The sequence below is a fragment of the Glycocaulis sp. genome, from assembly GCF_052168375.1.
Lineage (GTDB): Bacteria > Pseudomonadota > Alphaproteobacteria > Caulobacterales > Maricaulaceae > Glycocaulis.
This window is the reverse complement of sequence record NZ_JBQLZR010000056.1, coordinates 1-16,561: the sequence shown is the minus strand read 5'-3', so window position 1 is coordinate 16,561 and position 16,561 is coordinate 1. Positions and strand designations below refer to the sequence as shown.

Annotated in this window: 18 protein-coding genes and 1 other RNA gene; 12 read left to right on the top strand and 7 right to left on the bottom strand. The window is 64.6% G+C overall.

Going from position 1 to position 16,561, the window contains the following annotated elements; all coding sequences use genetic code 11:
• Nucleotides 1-308: 308 nt before the first annotated feature.
• Complete coding sequence (nudC, locus tag ACTS2Z_RS02350; protein WP_442571629.1) at nucleotides 309-1,196, bottom strand: NAD(+) diphosphatase; 888 nt, start codon at nucleotides 1,194-1,196, stop codon at nucleotides 309-311.
• 275 nt (nucleotides 1,197-1,471) lie between these two features.
• Between nudC and ACTS2Z_RS02345 the strand changes: the two genes are divergently transcribed.
• The 6 genes from ACTS2Z_RS02345 to recR all read left to right on the top strand — a co-directional run bounded on the left by ACTS2Z_RS02345 (nucleotide 1,472) and on the right by recR (nucleotide 5,396).
• Nucleotides 1,472-1,990: a porin family protein gene (locus ACTS2Z_RS02345; protein ID WP_442571628.1), complete on the top strand. Its 519-nt coding sequence runs from the start codon at nucleotides 1,472-1,474 to the stop codon at nucleotides 1,988-1,990.
• Between the two features lie 144 nt (nucleotides 1,991-2,134).
• Nucleotides 2,135-2,368 carry a hypothetical protein gene (locus ACTS2Z_RS02340; RefSeq protein WP_442571627.1) on the top strand — a complete coding sequence of 78 codons (234 nt, stop codon included), beginning with the start codon at nucleotides 2,135-2,137 and terminating at the stop codon, nucleotides 2,366-2,368.
• 46 nt (nucleotides 2,369-2,414) lie between these two features.
• Nucleotides 2,415-2,511, top strand: an RNA gene (gene ffs / locus ACTS2Z_RS02335) — signal recognition particle sRNA small type.
• 88 nt (nucleotides 2,512-2,599) lie between these two features.
• Nucleotides 2,600-4,369, top strand: a complete 1,770-nt coding sequence (locus ACTS2Z_RS02330) for a DNA polymerase III subunit gamma/tau (RefSeq protein WP_442571626.1) — start codon at nucleotides 2,600-2,602, stop codon at nucleotides 4,367-4,369.
• A complete protein-coding gene (locus tag ACTS2Z_RS02325; protein ID WP_442571625.1) occupies nucleotides 4,366-4,701 on the top strand; it encodes a YbaB/EbfC family nucleoid-associated protein in 336 nt (111 codons plus the stop codon). The genes ACTS2Z_RS02330 and ACTS2Z_RS02325 overlap by 4 nt, the downstream gene beginning before the upstream one ends.
• A gap of 92 nt (nucleotides 4,702-4,793) precedes the next feature.
• Complete coding sequence (recR, locus tag ACTS2Z_RS02320; protein ID WP_442571624.1) at nucleotides 4,794-5,396, top strand: recombination mediator RecR; 603 nt, start codon at nucleotides 4,794-4,796, stop codon at nucleotides 5,394-5,396.
• Between the two features lie 8 nt (nucleotides 5,397-5,404).
• Here recR and ACTS2Z_RS02315 read toward each other — a convergent pair whose 3' ends face one another.
• Nucleotides 5,405-5,719 (bottom strand): hypothetical protein, encoded by a 315-nt coding sequence (locus tag ACTS2Z_RS02315; RefSeq protein ID WP_442571623.1) that lies wholly within the window; start codon nucleotides 5,717-5,719, stop codon nucleotides 5,405-5,407.
• A gap of 262 nt (nucleotides 5,720-5,981) precedes the next feature.
• Between ACTS2Z_RS02315 and mnmA the strand changes: the two genes are divergently transcribed.
• The 3 genes from mnmA to ACTS2Z_RS02300 all read left to right on the top strand — a co-directional run bounded on the left by mnmA (nucleotide 5,982) and on the right by ACTS2Z_RS02300 (nucleotide 8,764).
• A complete protein-coding gene (mnmA, locus tag ACTS2Z_RS02310; RefSeq protein WP_442571630.1) occupies nucleotides 5,982-7,139 on the top strand; it encodes a tRNA 2-thiouridine(34) synthase MnmA in 1,158 nt (385 codons plus the stop codon).
• Entirely contained in the window at nucleotides 7,136-7,474 is a 339-nt protein-coding gene (locus ACTS2Z_RS02305) for a DUF1801 domain-containing protein (protein WP_442571622.1), read from the top strand. The genes mnmA and ACTS2Z_RS02305 overlap by 4 nt, the downstream gene beginning before the upstream one ends.
• Before the next feature lie 105 nt (nucleotides 7,475-7,579).
• Nucleotides 7,580-8,764: a thiolase family protein gene (locus ACTS2Z_RS02300; protein ID WP_442571621.1), complete on the top strand. Its 1,185-nt coding sequence runs from the start codon at nucleotides 7,580-7,582 to the stop codon at nucleotides 8,762-8,764.
• A gap of 69 nt (nucleotides 8,765-8,833) precedes the next feature.
• Here the strand turns inward: ACTS2Z_RS02300 and ACTS2Z_RS02295 are convergent, their stop codons facing one another.
• Entirely contained in the window at nucleotides 8,834-9,400 is a 567-nt protein-coding gene (locus tag ACTS2Z_RS02295) for a hypothetical protein (protein WP_442571620.1), read from the bottom strand.
• 109 nt (nucleotides 9,401-9,509) lie between these two features.
• On the opposite strand from ACTS2Z_RS02295, the gene ACTS2Z_RS02290 reads away from it, so the two are divergent.
• A complete protein-coding gene (locus ACTS2Z_RS02290; RefSeq protein ID WP_442571619.1) occupies nucleotides 9,510-9,971 on the top strand; it encodes a RidA family protein in 462 nt (153 codons plus the stop codon).
• A gap of 145 nt (nucleotides 9,972-10,116) precedes the next feature.
• Here the strand turns inward: ACTS2Z_RS02290 and ACTS2Z_RS02285 are convergent, their stop codons facing one another.
• The 3 genes from ACTS2Z_RS02285 to ACTS2Z_RS02275 are packed head-to-tail and all read right to left on the bottom strand — an operon-like array spanning nucleotide 10,117 to nucleotide 13,199.
• Nucleotides 10,117-11,454: a dihydroorotase gene (locus ACTS2Z_RS02285; protein WP_442571618.1), complete on the bottom strand. Its 1,338-nt coding sequence runs from the start codon at nucleotides 11,452-11,454 to the stop codon at nucleotides 10,117-10,119.
• Nucleotides 11,451-12,410, bottom strand: a complete 960-nt coding sequence (locus tag ACTS2Z_RS02280) for a glycosyltransferase family 9 protein (protein ID WP_442571617.1) — start codon at nucleotides 12,408-12,410, stop codon at nucleotides 11,451-11,453. Before ACTS2Z_RS02280 ends, ACTS2Z_RS02285 begins: the two co-directional genes overlap by 4 nt.
• Nucleotides 12,411-12,461: 51 nt before the next feature.
• On the bottom strand, nucleotides 12,462-13,199 hold the full coding sequence (locus ACTS2Z_RS02275) for a hypothetical protein (protein WP_442571616.1): 738 nt from the start codon (nucleotides 13,197-13,199) through the stop codon (nucleotides 12,462-12,464).
• Between the two features lie 112 nt (nucleotides 13,200-13,311).
• Here ACTS2Z_RS02275 and ygfZ point away from each other — a divergent pair, with 112 nt between their 5' ends.
• Both ygfZ and serA read left to right on the top strand, forming a co-directional pair.
• Entirely contained in the window at nucleotides 13,312-14,136 is an 825-nt protein-coding gene (ygfZ, locus tag ACTS2Z_RS02270) for a CAF17-like 4Fe-4S cluster assembly/insertion protein YgfZ (protein WP_442571615.1), read from the top strand.
• 131 nt (nucleotides 14,137-14,267) lie between these two features.
• Nucleotides 14,268-15,494, top strand: a complete 1,227-nt coding sequence (gene serA, locus ACTS2Z_RS02265; RefSeq protein WP_442571614.1) for a phosphoglycerate dehydrogenase — start codon at nucleotides 14,268-14,270, stop codon at nucleotides 15,492-15,494.
• A gap of 4 nt (nucleotides 15,495-15,498) precedes the next feature.
• On the opposite strand, the gene cysQ is transcribed toward serA, so the two are convergent.
• On the bottom strand, nucleotides 15,499-16,353 hold the full coding sequence (cysQ, locus tag ACTS2Z_RS02260; RefSeq protein ID WP_442571613.1) for a 3'(2'),5'-bisphosphate nucleotidase CysQ: 855 nt from the start codon (nucleotides 16,351-16,353) through the stop codon (nucleotides 15,499-15,501).
• Between the last annotated feature and the right edge of the window lie 208 nt (nucleotides 16,354-16,561).

Genomic DNA, 16,561 nt, shown 5'->3' with positions numbered 1-16,561 from the left:
TTTCGGGGCCTTGCACGTCAAACGTGATGGCGCTGATCTCGCGCAGACCCATGACCAAAAGCAGGATGGCCAGAACCGCACCCGCTATCTTGTTCCAGAACAGATCGCCCATCGACGTCCTCTCGCCCTGATATGACTGTAATTGTGCCGGTGTTTGGCACGCTATGCCGCCCTGTGCAACAGCTTGGCGCGATTGAATGGCCTTCAAATAGCAGGCCACAAAGTTTCATCCGCCTAGCACCGTCTCATCTGCCTGCCCATGGGGCAGGTCGTCGCGCCGTGTCGGCGGTGTGGCTGGCGAATCCCTTTCATCCCTGAAGCCAGGTTTCGATCAGGCGCCGGGATATCGAATAGTGTGGCGGCCCCCAGCGCATGAGCGGGCCTTCGTAAAGCTCGCGCACCTCATCGCGCGTGAACCATCGCGCTTCCTCGATATCGTCGGCTGCTACCGGATCGCCGGGTTCGATCTCGGCCAGAAGCCCGATCATCAGCGTCGATGGAAACGGCCAGGGCTGGCTGGCGATATAGCGGGCGGAGATGACCTTCAGCCCGGTCTCTTCCATGACCTCGCGCGCGCAGGCCTCTTCTATCGTTTCGCCGGGCTCCATGAAGCCGGCGAGCGTTGCAAACACGCCGGGCGGCCAGGCCGGCTGGCGCCCCATTACGCAGCGATCACCGCTATAGGGCAGCATGATCACGGACGGGTCGGTGCGGGGGAAGTGTTCGGTGCCGCAGGAGGGGCAGACGAGTTTCGTGCCGCCATCGCGCGGTGCATTGGGCGTGCCGCAATTGGAGCAATAGGTCCGCCTGCCATGCCAGGCGAGAATCGCCCGCGCCCGGCCCAGAATCGCTGCCATGTCCGGCTCGGCCATCATAGTCGCTCGCCGGAAGTCCAGTGGCGGACCCGCCTGAGCTGTTTCTGCAGCTCCGGCGAACCATGGCCTGTGCCCCTCCACACCGAGGAAGATCAGTCCGGGCGGGCGAAGGCCCATCGCTTGCGCCTGCGAGGGATGCAGAACCAGCGGGTCGCCTTCTGCCGACATGACGACATCTCCGCCACTGAAGAGCACACAGCCCGCCGCAGGGTCGCGCAACGCGCTGTCGATAAACTCCGGGTTCGAGCGGGCAAGGCCCGCATGATCCAGCGGTGAGCGGGTGAAGGTCAGGTGCATGTCAGATCGATCCATTCGGTTCATGCCATTGCGCCCTGATGCGGCCCCGGTTGCAAGACCCGGTGTTGTTGCGTCTGCGAACATTGCCGCAGCCTTTCTGCAACATGGATAACCGTAAAGGAATTAGGCGTTTGTGCCATAATTGCCTTGGCTTTGCCTTAGTCCGTGTCCGGAATGTAACAGGGATGTATTGCACTGCATCATTAACGGCTGGAGGCCTCTTGCAGGCAGGGGGAGGGGCGCCTCATCTCTCGCCGCACGGGCCCGGGGGGTCCCAAAAAGACGAAAGGTCGAATCAGATGAAATCTCTCCTTGTTGCCGCCAGCGCAATCGCAGTCCTCGCCGGTGCCGCTTCCGCCCAGGAAGGCCCGTTCCGCCTCGGTGCAGGCTATCAGGCAATCGATACCGACGGCCTCACCTATGACACGCTGTCCCTGCGCGGCAGCTACGACATCACCCCGATGTTTGCCGTTGAAGGCGAATTCCTCGCCGGCATGGGCGACGAGACCAACATTGTGGGTACGGCGCGCGTGACGTCGGAAATCAACTACGGCGCCGGTGTGTACGGTGTTGCCCGCCTGCCGATCGGCGAGCAGTTCAGCGTCTTCGCGCGCGGCGGTTATGCCTTCTTCGATACCAGCGCTCCGGTGTCGCGTCCGGCTCTGGCCAGCGACGTTGACGGCTGGGCTTTTGGTGCTGGCGCCGAGTGGGCCTTCTCTGGTCCGCACTCGATCCGCGTCGACTACACCCGCTATGACTTCGTGAACGGCAAGGGCGATGCGGACGCGCTCGGCGTGTCCTTCGTCCGCCGCTTCTAGAAGCTGGCAATAGCCTTCCGGCCAAGCGGTCAGGCGTGACCAGACCCCTGCGGCAATCGCTGCAGGGGTCTTTTCATGTCTGCCTGTTGACGCGAATGAGAATTACTCGCAAGAATGGAGTGTGCCATCAGGAGAGTCGCCGTCATGGGACAGGCTGTTTGCGAAATCATCCGCATTGACCGTCCGCAGCTGAGCGCAAGCGGGCGCAATGCCCCGGCAACCGACGCGGTGGAGCCGCGCGTTCGCGCCTGGCTCACGACACAATCGGCCATTGTCGAGGACTGGCTGGACCAGCTCGTCGCGGCCAATGGCGATGAACGTCTGATCGGCCTTCTGCACCAGCACGCCGCGTTTCTTCGCGACGCTGCAGACAACTGACACCGCGCTTGCGAAATCGCCCCGCGATACCGATACTAGGGATCAGGAAGGCCGGCGGCGGACGAGCCCCTCGCCAACCCGGTCAGGTCCGGAAGGAAGCAGCCGTAACGAGTTTCGGTTCGGGTCGCCGTCCGGTCTTCCGCCGCCTTCCATAGATGTGCCCGGAGTGTCCGTCCCGCGCCTGCGGGCCGCCCTTGGCCCAGACGTCGCAAGAAGGGGCCTGCCGCGTCCATGGACATTGCCGATACACCTGAAGACAGCCTGTTGCCCGATGCGGGCGATCCGGGTCTGGCCCTGCCGGGGTTCGAGGCTGCGCCTGCCTCTGGCGGGTATCAGGTTCTGGCCCGCAAATACCGTCCGCAGCGCTTTGCCGACCTGATCGGCCAGGAGCCCATGGTGCGCACGCTCGCCCATGCCTTCCAGTCAGGGCGCATCGCGCAGGCCTACATGCTGACCGGGGTGCGCGGGGTGGGCAAGACGACGACGGCGCGCCTTATTGCGCGGGCTCTCAATTACGAATCCGACGAGCGCACCGGCCCCACGGTGGAGATTGATCCTCCGGGGCGTCATTGCGACGCGATTGCCCGTTCGGCCCATGTCGATGTTCTGGAGATGGACGCCGCGTCGCGAACCGGTGTCGGTGATATCCGTGAGATTCTCGACGGGGTGCGCTATGCGCCGGTCTCGGCCCGCTACAAGGTCTACATCATCGACGAAGTGCACATGCTCTCCAACAATGCGTTCAACGCGTTGCTGAAGACGCTGGAGGAACCGCCTCCGCATGTGAAGTTCATCTTCGCCACGACCGAAATCCGCAAAGTACCCGTCACCGTGCTCAGCCGCTGCCAGCGCTTTGACCTGCGCCGCGTGCCCCGCGACATGCTCAGCGCCCATCTGGCGCGCATCTGCGAACGCGAAGGTGCGCAGGTGGAGGATGCCGGACTGGATGCCATTGCACGCGCTGCCGAAGGCTCGGTGCGCGATGCGCTCTCGCTTCTTGACCAGGCGATCGTGCAAGGCAGCGAGAGCGGCCCCGTTCCCGCCTCGCAGGTGCGTGAAATGCTCGGTCTTGTGGACCGCTCTCGCGTGCTGGATCTTCTCGACGCTGCACTGACAGGCAAGGGCGAGGCGGCGTTGAGCGAGCTGGAAAGCCAGTATGCCGCCGGCGCCGACCCGCAAGTGCTGATGCGCGACCTCCTCGATTATCTCCATGCGATGAACCGGGTGAAGGCCACTAATGGCAGCGCCGACCTTGCAGAAGCGCCCGAGACGGCAGCGCGCCTGCGCGAGCTTGCCGGGGCGCATTCCCTCGCCAGCCTGACGCGGCTCTGGAAGACGGCACTCTCCGGCCTTGAGGATGTGCGCTCGGCGCCTGATCCCATGGCAGCGGTGGAGATGAGCGTGATCCGGCTAATGGCGGCTGCCAGCCTGCCGGGGCCTGAAGAAGCCGCCCGTCTTATTGCAGCGCTGGAATCCGGCGCGCCGCTTCCCTCCGCCCCGCAAGGCTCATCGGATGCCGCAGAGGGACCGGCGGCAGATGCAGGGCCGCAGGCCGACAATGCCGTGCCTTCGGCTGACGGACCCTCCAGCCTTGAAGAGCTTCTGGCACTGCTCGACCGCGAGCGTGAGGTAATGCTCCACGATCAGGTGGAGCGATTTGTGCGCCTCGCCTCGATCGGTCAGGGAAAACTTGTCTATGAGGCCGCCAAGGGCGCCCCGGAGGACTTGCCGAGCCGGCTGGCCGGTTTCCTCCACACACAGACGGGCGCGCGCTGGCTGGTCGACAGTCAGGGCCGTGCGCCGGGCGCAGAGACGGTGCGCGAACGCCGCCGCCGCGAGGCCGATGCCTTGCGTGAAAGGGCGCTGCGTGACCCGGCCGTCGTGCGGGCCATGACGCTGTTTCCCGGCGCAGAGCTGGAATCAGTCACGCCGCTTGAGCCTGCGCCGCAGCCCACCCAGATGAGCGGTGCAGAGACACAGCGTCAGGAACGCAAGCCATGAAAGACCTCGCCGGGCTGATGAAGCAGGCCCAGGAAATGCAGAAGAAGATGGGCGAGGCTCAGGCGCGCCTCGATTCTGTCGAGGTGACGGGCGAGTCCGGGGCCGGGCTTATCCGCATCACCACGACTGCCAAGGGTGAACCGCGCAAGGTCTCGATCGATCCCTCGCTCATTGATCCGTCCGAACCGGAAATCCTCGAGGATCTGATCCTTGCGGCCCTGTCCGATGCGCGGCGCAAGTCGGACGAGGCGCAAGCCAAAGTGCTGCGAGAGGCCGCTGGCGGTCTTGGCCTGCCGCCGGGCTTTGACATGCCCTTCGGCATGAAGCCCTGACATCTACCTGCCTCGAGGGCTGCCTGCTCCTCTCTCCGCCGCTAGGCTGATCGCCTGAAGGCGCGAGTGATTCGCGCGCGGGGAGGATTGAGATGGCCGGCACGGCAGGCCCGGAAATTGAACGCCTGATCCAGCTGCTGGCCAAGCTGCCGGGGCTGGGACCGCGCTCGGCGCGGCGCGCTGCCCTGCACCTTATGAAAAAGCGCGAGGCCCTGATGGAGCCGCTCGCCGAGGCCATGGCCGAAGCTGCAAACAAGATCCGCCCGTGCGGAACATGCGGCAATCTGGATGTCAGCGACCCTTGCACTGTCTGCCGCGACCCCAATCGCGGAGACAGCGTCATCTGCGTCGTCGAGACCGTCGGTGATTTGTGGGCGCTGGAACGGGCCGGGGCGTTTGCCGGCAAGTATCATGTGCTGGGCGGGGTCTTGTCGGCGCTCGATGGTGTCGGCCCGGATGATCTCAACCTTGCAAGCCTGGTCGAGCGTGCGGGTTCGGGGCGTGTCAGCGAGGTGATCCTCGCCCTCAATGCCACTGTGGACGGACAGACGACAGCCCATGTCATTGCCGACAGGCTCGCCTCCACGGGCGTGACCATCACATCCCTTGCGCGCGGCGTTCCTGTGGGCGGGGAGCTTGATTATCTCGATGACGGCACGCTGGCAGCGGCCTTCCGCTCGCGCCGCCCGGCCTGACCGGTCTTTCAGGCTTTCACGTCGAGAAGGGCGCCGACCATGTCATCAGCGGCGCGTATGATGGCGGCTGACGCAGCCGCCTGATGCTCTGCCCGGATCATGTCCACGGCAGCACCTATGTAGTCCGGAGAAGGAGTAGCGCGCCCGCCGGTTGCGGGGTCCCGGGGGGAGGGGCCGGCAGGCGCGCCAGGAGTGGTGACCGCGCGGGAGGGGCGGTCGGGGATGGTCAGGTCACGAACGCCGCTCACCCGGTCTGCCGCGCGGTTCATCAGAGCCGTGACAGAGGCAAAGCCCGAAACACCGGAAGCGAAGGCAGCGTTCATGAAGAGACGATGCGCGTTTTCCCCGCCCGCCGCCATCAAAACCGGTAAACTTCGTAAACACCGGGATAACGGCGCTGACGCGCTGCTGCCTTCATTTTGTCCCGGCTCTGCGCTATAGGCACTGCCCGAAACCCATTGCCACCGGCCTTGAACCGGCGGGAAAGGAAAGCCAGTGACCAATCTTCTCGATGCGCGCCCTGCCGGGCCGCGCGATACCCGATCCTCCAGTCCGCAAGCCGATGGTGCGCGTGTTGACGCGCTGATGGCCGAGTTCGGCCTGACTGGCGAGTTCCTTGGCCTTGGCGGCAAGCCTGAAGATCACCGAGTTGTCGCCGCGATGTCAGGCGGGGTGGATTCGTCCGTTGTTGCGGCAATCCTGCACCGCGCGGGCTATCAGGTCGTCGGCATGACCTTGCAGCTCTACGATCATGGCGCCGCGATCCACCGCAAGGGCGCGTGCTGCGCCGGGCAGGACATCCACGATGCCCGCCGCGTGGCCGAAACCTGCGGCTTTGCCCACTACGTGCTGGACTATGAAACCCGCTTCAAGCAGGCGGTGATGGAAGATTTCGCCGACACCTATCTGGCGGGCTCCACTCCGATCCCGTGCGTGCGCTGCAACCAGTCGGTCAAGTTTGCTGACCTGCTCAGCACCGCGCAGCAGCTGGGCGCAGCCGCGCTGGTCACCGGTCATTACATCAGGCGCGAGGACCGGGCAGACGGACCGGTGCTCTTGCGCGCGGAAGATCACGGCAAGGACCAGTCCTATTTCCTCTTCGCGACGACGCGCGAGCAACTGGGCTATTTGCGCTTTCCGCTGGGGCATCTGACGAAGGACCAGACGCGCGAGCTTGCGCTTGCGCTGGGCCTTATCGTGGCGGCCAAGCCTGATAGCCAGGACATCTGCTTCGTGCCCGATGGCGATTATGCCAGCGTGGTCAAACGCCTGCGCCCTGACGCGGCCCGGGCCGGCGAGATCGTCCACGCCGATGGGCGCGTTCTGGGCACGCATGATGGCGTGATCCACTACACGGTGGGGCAGCGCAGGGGGCTGGGTGTGGCAACGGGCGAGCCGCTCTATGTGATCCGTCTCGATGCGGCCAACGCACAGGTCATCGTCGGCCCGCGCGAAGCACTGGCCGTGCGCACCGTCCAGCTTGCGGACGTGAACTGGATAGGCGATGGCCCGCTTGGCGATGCGGACGGGCTGGAGATCGCCGTGAAGGTGCGCTCCACACGCCCGCCGAGCCCTGCCACTTTGCATGTCGCTGCGGATGGCGCCGTTACCGTGACGCTTGCCGCTGGCGAGGAAGGTGTCGCGCCCGGACAGGCGTGCGTGTTCTATAGTGTGGACGAAGACGCTCGTGTGCTTGGTGGAGGGTGGATTCGCACCACCCGCCCGCAGGAATGTGCCGCATGAGCGTGGATGCGTATTTCGAGCGGCTGGACCGGGAAAAGGCGATTGCCCCGCTTGCCCGGCTGGTCCGCGAGTGGATCAGGGCGCGTGCGCCCCGCCTCGCTGAGGGGCTGGCGTGGGGCTATCCCTGCTATTCCGGATCAGACCGGATCTGCTCCATCGTGCCTCACAAGGCTCACGTGAATCTGCAGTTCTTCCGGGGCGCGGAACTGGCCGGTCATATCCGCATGGAGGGCTCGGGCAAGGCCTTGCGCCATGTGAAGATTTATGACGGCGATGACCTTGATGACGGGCTTGCGGCCATCCTTGCGGACGCTGTCGCGCTGGACCGCGCCTGACATTGCACCTGCGAAAAGCCTTGACGCAGCGCGGCGCGGGGCCTTCACATGCGCGCCAGTTTTCAAAACACATACCCTTTTCATCCTGACACAGGAGAGACACTCATGAACGCAGACGATCCCATCGTCATTGTGGGCATGGCACGCACGCCCATGGGCGGACTGCTCGGCGATCTGGCACCAGTTGCTGCCCCGGAGCTTGGCTCCATTGCGATTCGGGCAGCCCTCGCCGAAGCCGGCGTGGCGGGCGATGACGTCAACATGGTCTTCATGGGCAATGTGCTCAGCGCCGGTCAGGGCCAGGCCCCGGCCCGTCAGGCCGCCATCAAGGCCGGCCTGCCCAAATCGGCTCAGGCTACCACGCTGAACAAGGTGTGCGGTTCGGGCATGCAGGCAGCGATCTATGGCCGCGCCATGATCCTGTCGGGCGAAGCCGACGTGATCGTCGCGGGCGGCATGGAGTCCATGACCAACGCGCCTCACCTCCTGCCGACCCATCGTGGCGGCTTCAAGTACGGCCATGACAGCCTGAAGGACCATATGGCCCTCGACGGGCTGGAAGACGCGTATGAGCACAAGGCCATGGGCGTCTATGCCGACATGGTTGCCCAGGAATACCAGTTCACCCGCGAGGACCAGGACGCCTACGCCATCGAGACGCTGAAGCGGGCGCAAGCCTCCACCAAGGATGGCGTGTTCAAGCGCGAGATTGCGCCTGTCACCATCTCCACCCGCAAGGGCGATGTGACGGTCGAGCACGACGAACTGCCCGGCAAGGCACGGCCGGAGAAAATCCCGGAACTGCGCGCGGCCTTCACCAAGGACGGCACCGTAACGGCAGCCAACGCCTCTGCCATCTCTGATGGTGCGGCAGCGCTGGTGATGATGCGCCTGTCCGAAGCCGAACGCCGGGGCCTGAAACCGATTGCGAAAATCGTCGCGACGGCTGCTCATGCCCACGAGCCGGCCTATTTCATGACCGCGCCGGTTCCGGCCATGCGCAAGGTGATGGAGCGGGCAGGCTGGACCACGAAGGACGTGGACCTGTTCGAGATCAACGAGGCGTTTGCCAGCGTGCCGATGATCGCGATGAAGGATCTGGGGCTGTCCCACGACGTCATCAACGTCCATGGCGGTGCGTGCGCGCTCGGCCACCCGATCGGGGCCTCCGGCGCGCGTATCCTCGTCACGCTTCTTGCGGCGCTCGAAAAACACGACCAGAAGCGCGGCGTTGCCTCGCTGTGCATTGGTGGCGGCGAAGCCACCGTCATGGCTGTGGAGCGGTTCTAGTGCGGGTGTGACCGATCAAGGTTCTGAAGCCCCCGCCATGGCGCGGGGGTTTCTTTTGCCCGAAAATTGTCAGCCCTCAGCCGCGTCGCAACCCGCATAGGCCACTTCGTAGCTCTCTTCAAAGCAGGCAATGAACCGGTCGACGATATTCAGGTTCAGCGGCCATTCCGGTGGGGTGTGGTCGGGGTAGTTTTCCCTGAATCGGACCAAGGCGGCGGCGAACTGTTCCGGTTCGGGGACGGCCGCCAGAGCTGCGCGTGCCTCCAGCAGAGCGGCCCTGTCCCGGCGCAGGAAGGCGATGGTGGCGTTGGCGTAATGCCGGTGCAGGAGATCATCGTCGCGCCGTGAGGCCTCGAACAGGTTGATGGCGTCCTCGTAATCGCCGGAAATCGCGCGCATCTGGCCTTCATGCCATAGCAGGCCCGAGCGCTGTTCAACGTTCAGCGCCTCGCCATGACGGCTGCGATAAAGCGCAATCGCGTCCGCTGCCTCGGTGAAGCATTCCTGCCGGCCTAGCCGGCGCCATCCCTCTTCGGACTGGTCAAAGGTGTGAAAGTCCTGCGCCAGCCAGTTGTCGCCGAGCAAGGCGCACTCAGTGGTGCCAGCGGCGAGCCCAAGGATGAGCGCTGCGATCATGGGCGAACTCCCTGAACAGACTTGCGGGTCAGCTCCCAGTATAGGTTGGAACCTCAGGGGCAGATCATTAAACTCACGTTAGAAAACTCACCGGCTCGGAGCCCTTCCCATGTCCACAATCGCCCAACGCCTCGCCGAACTCGGCATCACCTTGCCGCAGGCTGTCGCGCCGGTAGCCAATTACGTGCCTTTCGTGCGCTCGGGCAATCAGGTGTTCGTGTCCGGGCAGATCTGCATGGGGCCGGACGGTCTGGTGAAAGGCACGCTGGGCAAGGACATGGACGTGGCCGCAGGTCAGGCGGCCGCGCGCCTGTGCGGTCTCAACCTCATCGCCCAGTTTTCCGCCGCCTGCGAGGGTGACCTTGACCGGGTAAAGCGCGTCGTGCGCCTTGGAGGGTTCGTCGCCGCTGATCCGGCTTTCACCGACATTCCCAAGGTGATCAATGGCTGTTCAGACCTGATGGTGGAGGTGTTCGGTGATGCGGGCCGTCACGCCCGCTCGGCCGTTGCCTGCCCGGTCCTTCCGCTGGGTGCAGCCGTCGAGGTCGATGCGGTGATCGAGGTGGTGTGATCCGCGGTCTTCTGCAGGTTTCCTCCCCCGCCTGCGGGGGAGGTGTCAACGCAGCTGACGGAGGGGGACGTTTGTTTAGAGCATTGCCCCCCTCGGCCCTTCGGGCCACTCCCCCCGTGAACGGGGGGAGAAAACGCAGGCCGAACTAAACCGCGCCTAGCGTCTCCACAAAGCGGGCTGCTTCCCCGGTTGACGGCGCGACCAGCTCGTCATCACGCATCACGACGCGGCCGCGCACGATTGTTGCCATCGGCCAACCCGTGACGGTCTCGCCGGTAAAGGGTGACCAGCCGCAGCGTGACGCCAGCCAGCTTTCCTCGATCTCCCGCACCGCATGCAGGTCGACGAGCGTCAGGTCCGCATCATAGCCGGCGGCAATGCGGCCTTTGTTCGCGAGACCGAACACGCGCTGCGGCCCGTGGCTCGTCAGGTCCACGAACCGCTCCAGCGTCAGGCGGCCCTTGGCCACATGATCGAGCATCAGCGGAACCAGCGTCTGCACGCCCGGCATGCCGGATGGCGAGGCCGGGTAGGGCTTGGATTTTTCCTCTACCGTGTGCGGCGCGTGGTCAGAGCCCAGAATGTCGGCAATGCCCTGATCCACCCCGCGCCACAGGCCTTCACGATGCTTCGCATTGCGGATGGGCGGGTTCATCTGGGCGTAGGCGCCAAGGCGCTCATAGCATTCCGGCGCTGCCAGAGTCAGGTGCTGGGGCGTCACCTCGACGCTCGCAATATCCTTGTGATCTTTGAGATATTCGATCTCGTCCGCGGTGGAGATGTGCAGCACATGGATGCGCTTGCCAGCGGCGCGGGCTAGGCGCACGAGACGCTGCGTGCTCTGCATGGCGGCGATGTCGTCGCGCACCTCTACATGGCTCGTCCAGTCACCGTGGCGAGCCAGCACGCGCCGGTCGGCGAGGCGGAACTCATCTTCCGAGTGGAAGGCGGCACGGCGCTCGATCACCTGCAACACGGCAGCCACGCCCTCATCGGTATCGACCAGCAAATCACCGGTCGAGGCGCCCATGAAGACCTTCACCCCGCAGCATCCGGCCATCAATTCCATCTCGCGCAAGAGATGGACGTTTTCCTTGGTGGCACCGGCATAGAAGGCAAAGTCGGTATGCATGCGGTGATGGCCGCGCTTCACCTTGTCGGCCATCAGGTCCGGCGTTGTCGTCGCCGGGTTGGTGTTGGGCATCTCGAAGACGCACACCACACCGCCCATAGCTGCCGCGCGGCTGCCGGTCTCCAGATCCTCTTTCCATTCAAGGCCGGGTTCGCGGAAGTGCACCTGGGTGTCGATAACGCCGGGCAGGACGTGAAGCCCCTTCGCGTCAATTACCTCTCCGGCACTGGCTGCAGAGAGATCGCCAATGGCGGCAAACCGGCCGCCGCGAATGCCGATATCGGCCTTGATCCGTCCGGCATGGCTGACCACCGTGCCGCCTTTGACCAGGGTGTCGAACGTTTCGCTCATGGCGTTGCCTCCGCTTTGAGAAGAGTGTCTGCCGCTGCCAGTACGGTTTCAAGATCAAGATCGGACAGAAGACTGGTGTGCGAGGTTTTCACCTTGTCGCGCGTGCGCTCGTCGACCTGATCGCCCGCCCGGACAGAGGCCGTGCGCCGCCCCCAGGGACCATAGACACGTTCATCGGTCGGGCCAAAAAGGCCGAGCGTCGGCGTGCCTGCAGCCGCTGCCATGTGCATCAGCCCGCTATCATTGCCGACAAACAGGGCGGCTCCGGCAAGGCAGGCACCGGTCTCGAGCAGATCAAGCTGGCCAGTGAAATCGTGCGTGGTCTCCGGGTCGAGCCCCGCCATGACAGTGCGCGCCGTCGCCTCGTCGCCCGGCCCGCCAAAGAGTGCGATATGCGCGCCGTCCAGCGTGCCGCCCGGTGCGGTCAGCGCGCGGCCAAGGGCTGCAAACTGCTCCGGCGCCCATTCCTTGAAGCGGGCGGCTGCAGCCGGGGCGAGCGCCAGGACAGGTCCGTCAGGCATCAGGGCGCGTGCGCGGGCGCGGGCAAGATCATCGAGCCAGAGGACAGGCGAGGGGGCCGGTGCAACATTCAGGAAGGCGGCAGCTTCCTCGACCCGGTGGACGGGTGCGCCCTGTCCGGGCCAGTTTCGCTTCACATGGCGCTTGCCCGCCAGCAGAAACCAGCTCGTCGCACTCTCGCGAAGGTCGATCACCACATCCCAGCGCGTCGGGACGGTTTGCAGCCACAGCTCGAACCAGTGGCCACCGCCCTTTTTCTTCGCCATCACGATGACCCGGTCGAGGCCGGGTACGGCGCGGAAAAGCGGGGCGGCCAGCGGTCCGCAGGCGATCGTCACGCGCGGGTTTTCGTATTGGCGCAGGACATGGTCCAGCAGACCGCTGGACAGGATTGCATCGCCAATACGGGTGGCGGTGATGAAGAGGATTCGCGTCATGGCCGCTGCTTAGCCCAGAGCGTGCGCCTGTGCCAGTTCAAGGCTCCGCGGCTAGCGTTGCAGCAGGTCGAGCGCGCTGGAATAGAGCTTGCCGATAGAGCCGGTGAGCGCGACGGCCCATTTGACAACGAAGGGCGCCGGAATATCGCCCATGCGGGATATGGCGGGAATTTCCTGCTGGTAGATGCGCGCCATGCTGGCCACTGCCACTTCGAAGTGGGCGTAGAAGGCATGGATCGCCCGGCGGTCATCATTGGGCAGGGTGTTGAGGTTTTCCCGGTAGCGGTCGTAGGTATCCTTGCCGAAATAGCTCTGGAAGTCGTGGTAATAGCTGCCGATCTGGCTGATGAAGGCGGCGAAGCCGGAAATCAGCGTTACTATCGCATCGGCCATGCGTTGCTGGTCGCCAGCCGCGCGCGCATCTTCGACCGCCTGAAGCGCTTTCTGCGCCCAGTCCATGAAGTGCAGCGAGTATTCGACGAGATTGCTGGTGAAGGAGAGCTTCTGCTCCAGATCGAACAGGATGTCAGGGCATACCGCTTCCACCTTGCGCAAAAGCGTGGTGCTCGCCCGAACGGTCGCCCAGTCGCGGAACTTCTTCATCATGGCGATGGCAGAGCCGAGACTGTCCGTTCCAACCCCGGCCAGAAGCTCGCTTTTGACCAGCTGGTGCGAGATCGGGTTCGGCTGGGCCGGATCAAACTGCATGGATTGCCGGTAGGGCAGGGCCGTCAGTACGTCCTCCAGGCTGCCCGCCGGACGGCGGCCCTGTCTTCCAAGTCTGAACATGAATGCATCCCCCCTAGACCTCGCCCGTAATGATTGCGGAATATGACGCAGCGCGCAAATCACCGTCCTGTTGCGCACTTGCGCGCGCACGATGCGAGGCCATATCGACGCCATGACAGATACCGCCCATCTCACCCGGCTCTCCCACCGCGCCGTGATCCATATCAGCGGCGAGGATGCGCAGGACTTTCTCCAGCGCGTTGTCACCAACGGCCCGCAGGGCGTGAGCGAAGGCGTGGCGGTCGCATCCGCCCTGTTGACGCCGCAAGGCAAGGTGCTGTCCGATCTGGTCTTCTTCGCGGACGGTGCAGGCGGGCTTTTTGTCGATGTTCCGGCAGGCGAGGCAGAAGCGCTGCTCAAACGCTTCACGCTTTACCGTTTGCGGGCCAGGGCCGCACTCGCCTTGCGCCCTGATCTCGTTGTGGCCGCCGCCAGCGACAGCCACGTCTCGGCGTTGAAATCCGTCGCGCTGGCGAGCGCGCCCGATCCACGCAATTCAGGGCTGGGCCTTCGCGCGATCATCCCTGCCGAGGAGGATATTCCCGACGCGGTGGCGGCGTATCAGGCGGCCCGCCTCTCCATGCTCGTGACCGAGATGCCCTTCGATTACGGTCCGGCTGAAGTGTTTTCCACCGATGTGAACCACGACCTCCTGAACATGATCAATTACAAGAAGGGCTGCTTTGTCGGGCAGGAGGTCGCAAGTCGGATGCATCGCAAGGGCGGGGTGCGCAAGCGCACAATCGCCTTGGAAGCAAGTGAAGGCCTCGTGGCCGGTCAGGACGTCATCAGTGGCGAAACACCGCTCGGGACCGTATTGACCGCTCAAGGCAAAGCTGCACTGGCGCTGGTGCGCATCGACCGGCTGGAAGCGGCTGGAAGCCCCGTGATGGCGGGCGCGCAAGCGGTGGGCTTCAGGCTGCCGCCGACCGTCTGACGCGGTAATCCGCGCAGGCGCCCTCACCGTTTTGCTGTGAAAATACGATCCGGGTGTTGCAAGGCCGCGCCTTGCAGGCGCATGCTCTGTGCCGCAGTGCAGCAACTCCAGTGCGAAGGCCGATTCCTCCCGTGAGCACCCAAACTTTCCGCGCCCTTCTCGTCGAGAACGTCCATCCCGATGCCGATGCCGCCCTGACCGGCTACGGCCCGGTGGAAATCACGCGCGCCTCCGGCTCGCCTGATCCACAAGCACTCAAAGCTGCGCTGAAAGGCCAGTCTGTGCTCGGCATCCGCTCGCGAACCCATATCGATGCGGCAATCCTCGACGCGGCGCCGGACCTTCTGGCGGTGGGGTGCTTCTGCATCGGTACGAACCAGGTGGATCTGGCCGAGGCGGCACGGCGCGGCGTGCCCGTGTTCAACGCCCCGTTTGCCAATACCCGGTCGGTGGCAGAGCTGACGCTGGCTTCGATCATCATGCTGATGCGCCGTGTGCCGGAGAAGATGTTTGCCATCCATGAAGGCGGCTGGCTGAAAAGCGCAGACGGCTGCAACGAGGTGCGCAAAAAGAAGCTCGGCATTGTCGGCTACGGTAATATCGGCACCCAGCTTTCGGTGCTGGCCTCCGCGCTCGGCATGCATGTCTATTTCTACGACATCGAGCCGAAGCTCGCCCACGGCAATGCCCGGCCCATGGAGAGCCTTGAAGCGCTGCTGGCCGAGTGTGATGTCGTCACCTTGCACGTGCCGTCCAGCACGCAGACCCGCAACATGATGAACCGGGAGCGGATCCGCGCGATGAAGCCCGGCAGCTTCCTGATCAATCAGGCACGCGGCGATCTTGTGGACATCGAAGCGCTCGCCTCGGCGCTGGATGACGGCCATATCGCGGGCGCGGCGGTCGATGTGTTTCCGGTCGAGCCCAGCTCGAAGGACAACCGCTTCGACTCGCCGCTCCAGCGTTTCCGCAATGTCATCCTGACCCCGCATATCGGCGGGTCCACGCTGGAGGCGCAGGCCGCGATCGGTCAGGACAGCGCCATCAAGCTTGCCAAATATCTCTATCTCGGATCGACCGGCCATGCGGTGAACTTCCCGCAGGTCGAGCCCGGCCCTGTGCGGCCCGGTTGTACGCGCGTGGCGGTGCCGCATGTGAATGCGCCGGGCTTCCTGCGCCGGCTCAACGATGCGGCCGAACGCGCTGGCGCCAACGTGGCCGCGCAATTCCTGCAGACCGATGCCGAGATCGGCTATGCGCTGGCCGACCTTGAAGGTGCCCTGCCGGCAGATTTTCTTGATCGTATAAACGCGCTCGACGGCACGATCCGGGCCCGCATCCTGCCCTCGCCCGGATAGGTCCCTAACCCGCACCGCGCGCGATGAAGGGGCCGTTGCGATAGCCGGTATCGGTCTTGCCATAGAGGAAGGCCGAGCCATCGGGATTGCGAACGCTGCCGCCTGCCGCCGCCAGCACGGCGTGTCCGGCGGCAATATCCCATTCCATGGTCGGGCCAAAGCGCGGATAGAGGTCTGCCCGGCCTTCCGCGATCACGCAGAACTTCAGCGATGATCCCGCCTCGATACAGTGCCCGACAGGGTTGGCCTCCAGAAAGGCCTGGGTCTGCGCGTCGCTATGGGAGCGGCTGACTACCGCAATGCGGTTCCTGTCTTCCGGCAGGGGGCGGGCCTGCACGCGCTCGCACCTCTGGCTGTCGAGTCTTTCGCCAGGCTTCGCGCTGGCCGCCTGCGCCGTGGTGCCGCCCGCATGCAATCGCTCCAGTGCGGGAGCATAGACGCAGCCCGCGACCGGCAATCCTCCAGAGATCAGGGCGATATTGATCGTGAATTCGCCATTGCGATTGATGAACTCGCGCGTCCCGTCAACGGGATCCACAAGGATGAAATCCCCGTCGATGCCCGGCCGCAGGCCCGCTGCATAGCTTTCCTCGGCAAGGACAGGCACGCCCGGCAGTAAGGCCTGCAGGGCTTCCAGTATCACGGCCTCCGCGCGCAGGTCGGCCTCGGTGACGGGCGAGGCATCGGCCTTGGCATGAACGGGAAACGGCGCGGTATAGACCTCCATCACCGGGATGGCGGCCTTCAGGCAGATATCGGCAAAGGCCTGCGCCAGCTGGTCGCGTTCCGGCACCAATGCAGTAAACCCTTCAAACTCCGGCCCAACCGCCGGTCCTGCCTGTTTAGTGAACACCGTCACCGTTGGGAAGCCGGTGCAGCCGGGTAAGGCCTTGCCTCAACCAGCACTTGAACTTTTGCGCGCAAGAGCGGATTTTGTCTGTCATGACCACACCCCCGTCTGCCGAAGCCTCCGAAGCCGACCCCCTGGCCGTTGCCGAGCAGCGCCTGCTCACCGCCATTGATGCGGTGGAAAACCGGATGAGCCAGCTCGCCAGTCGTATCGGCGA

Bases quoted from the DNA above. Each gene is read 5' to 3' on its own strand.
- nudC (WP_442571629.1), bottom strand. From the start codon at position 1,196: ATGAACCGAATGGATCGATCTGACATGCACCTGACCTTCACCCGCTCA.
- recR (WP_442571624.1), top strand. From the start codon at position 4,794: ATGGCCGGCACGGCAGGCCCGGAAATTGAACGCCTGATCCAGCTGCTG.
- ACTS2Z_RS02330 (WP_442571626.1), top strand. From the start codon at position 2,600: ATGGACATTGCCGATACACCTGAAGACAGCCTGTTGCCCGATGCGGGC.
- ACTS2Z_RS02315 (WP_442571623.1), bottom strand. From the start codon at position 5,719: ATGAACGCTGCCTTCGCTTCCGGTGTTTCGGGCTTTGCCTCTGTCACG.
- ACTS2Z_RS02300 (WP_442571621.1), top strand. From the start codon at position 7,580: ATGAACGCAGACGATCCCATCGTCATTGTGGGCATGGCACGCACGCCC.
- ygfZ (WP_442571615.1), top strand. From the start codon at position 13,312: ATGACAGATACCGCCCATCTCACCCGGCTCTCCCACCGCGCCGTGATC.
- ACTS2Z_RS02345 (WP_442571628.1), top strand. From the start codon at position 1,472: ATGAAATCTCTCCTTGTTGCCGCCAGCGCAATCGCAGTCCTCGCCGGT.
- ACTS2Z_RS02280 (WP_442571617.1), bottom strand. From the start codon at position 12,410: ATGACGCGAATCCTCTTCATCACCGCCACCCGTATTGGCGATGCAATC.
- ACTS2Z_RS02340 (WP_442571627.1), top strand. From the start codon at position 2,135: ATGGGACAGGCTGTTTGCGAAATCATCCGCATTGACCGTCCGCAGCTG.
- ACTS2Z_RS02325 (WP_442571625.1), top strand. From the start codon at position 4,366: ATGAAAGACCTCGCCGGGCTGATGAAGCAGGCCCAGGAAATGCAGAAG.
- ACTS2Z_RS02295 (WP_442571620.1), bottom strand. From the start codon at position 9,400: ATGATCGCAGCGCTCATCCTTGGGCTCGCCGCTGGCACCACTGAGTGC.
- ACTS2Z_RS02290 (WP_442571619.1), top strand. From the start codon at position 9,510: ATGTCCACAATCGCCCAACGCCTCGCCGAACTCGGCATCACCTTGCCG.
- ACTS2Z_RS02305 (WP_442571622.1), top strand. From the start codon at position 7,136: ATGAGCGTGGATGCGTATTTCGAGCGGCTGGACCGGGAAAAGGCGATT.
- ACTS2Z_RS02285 (WP_442571618.1), bottom strand. From the start codon at position 11,454: ATGAGCGAAACGTTCGACACCCTGGTCAAAGGCGGCACGGTGGTCAGC.
- mnmA (WP_442571630.1), top strand. From the start codon at position 5,982: ATGGCCGAGTTCGGCCTGACTGGCGAGTTCCTTGGCCTTGGCGGCAAG.
- ACTS2Z_RS02275 (WP_442571616.1), bottom strand. From the start codon at position 13,199: ATGTTCAGACTTGGAAGACAGGGCCGCCGTCCGGCGGGCAGCCTGGAG.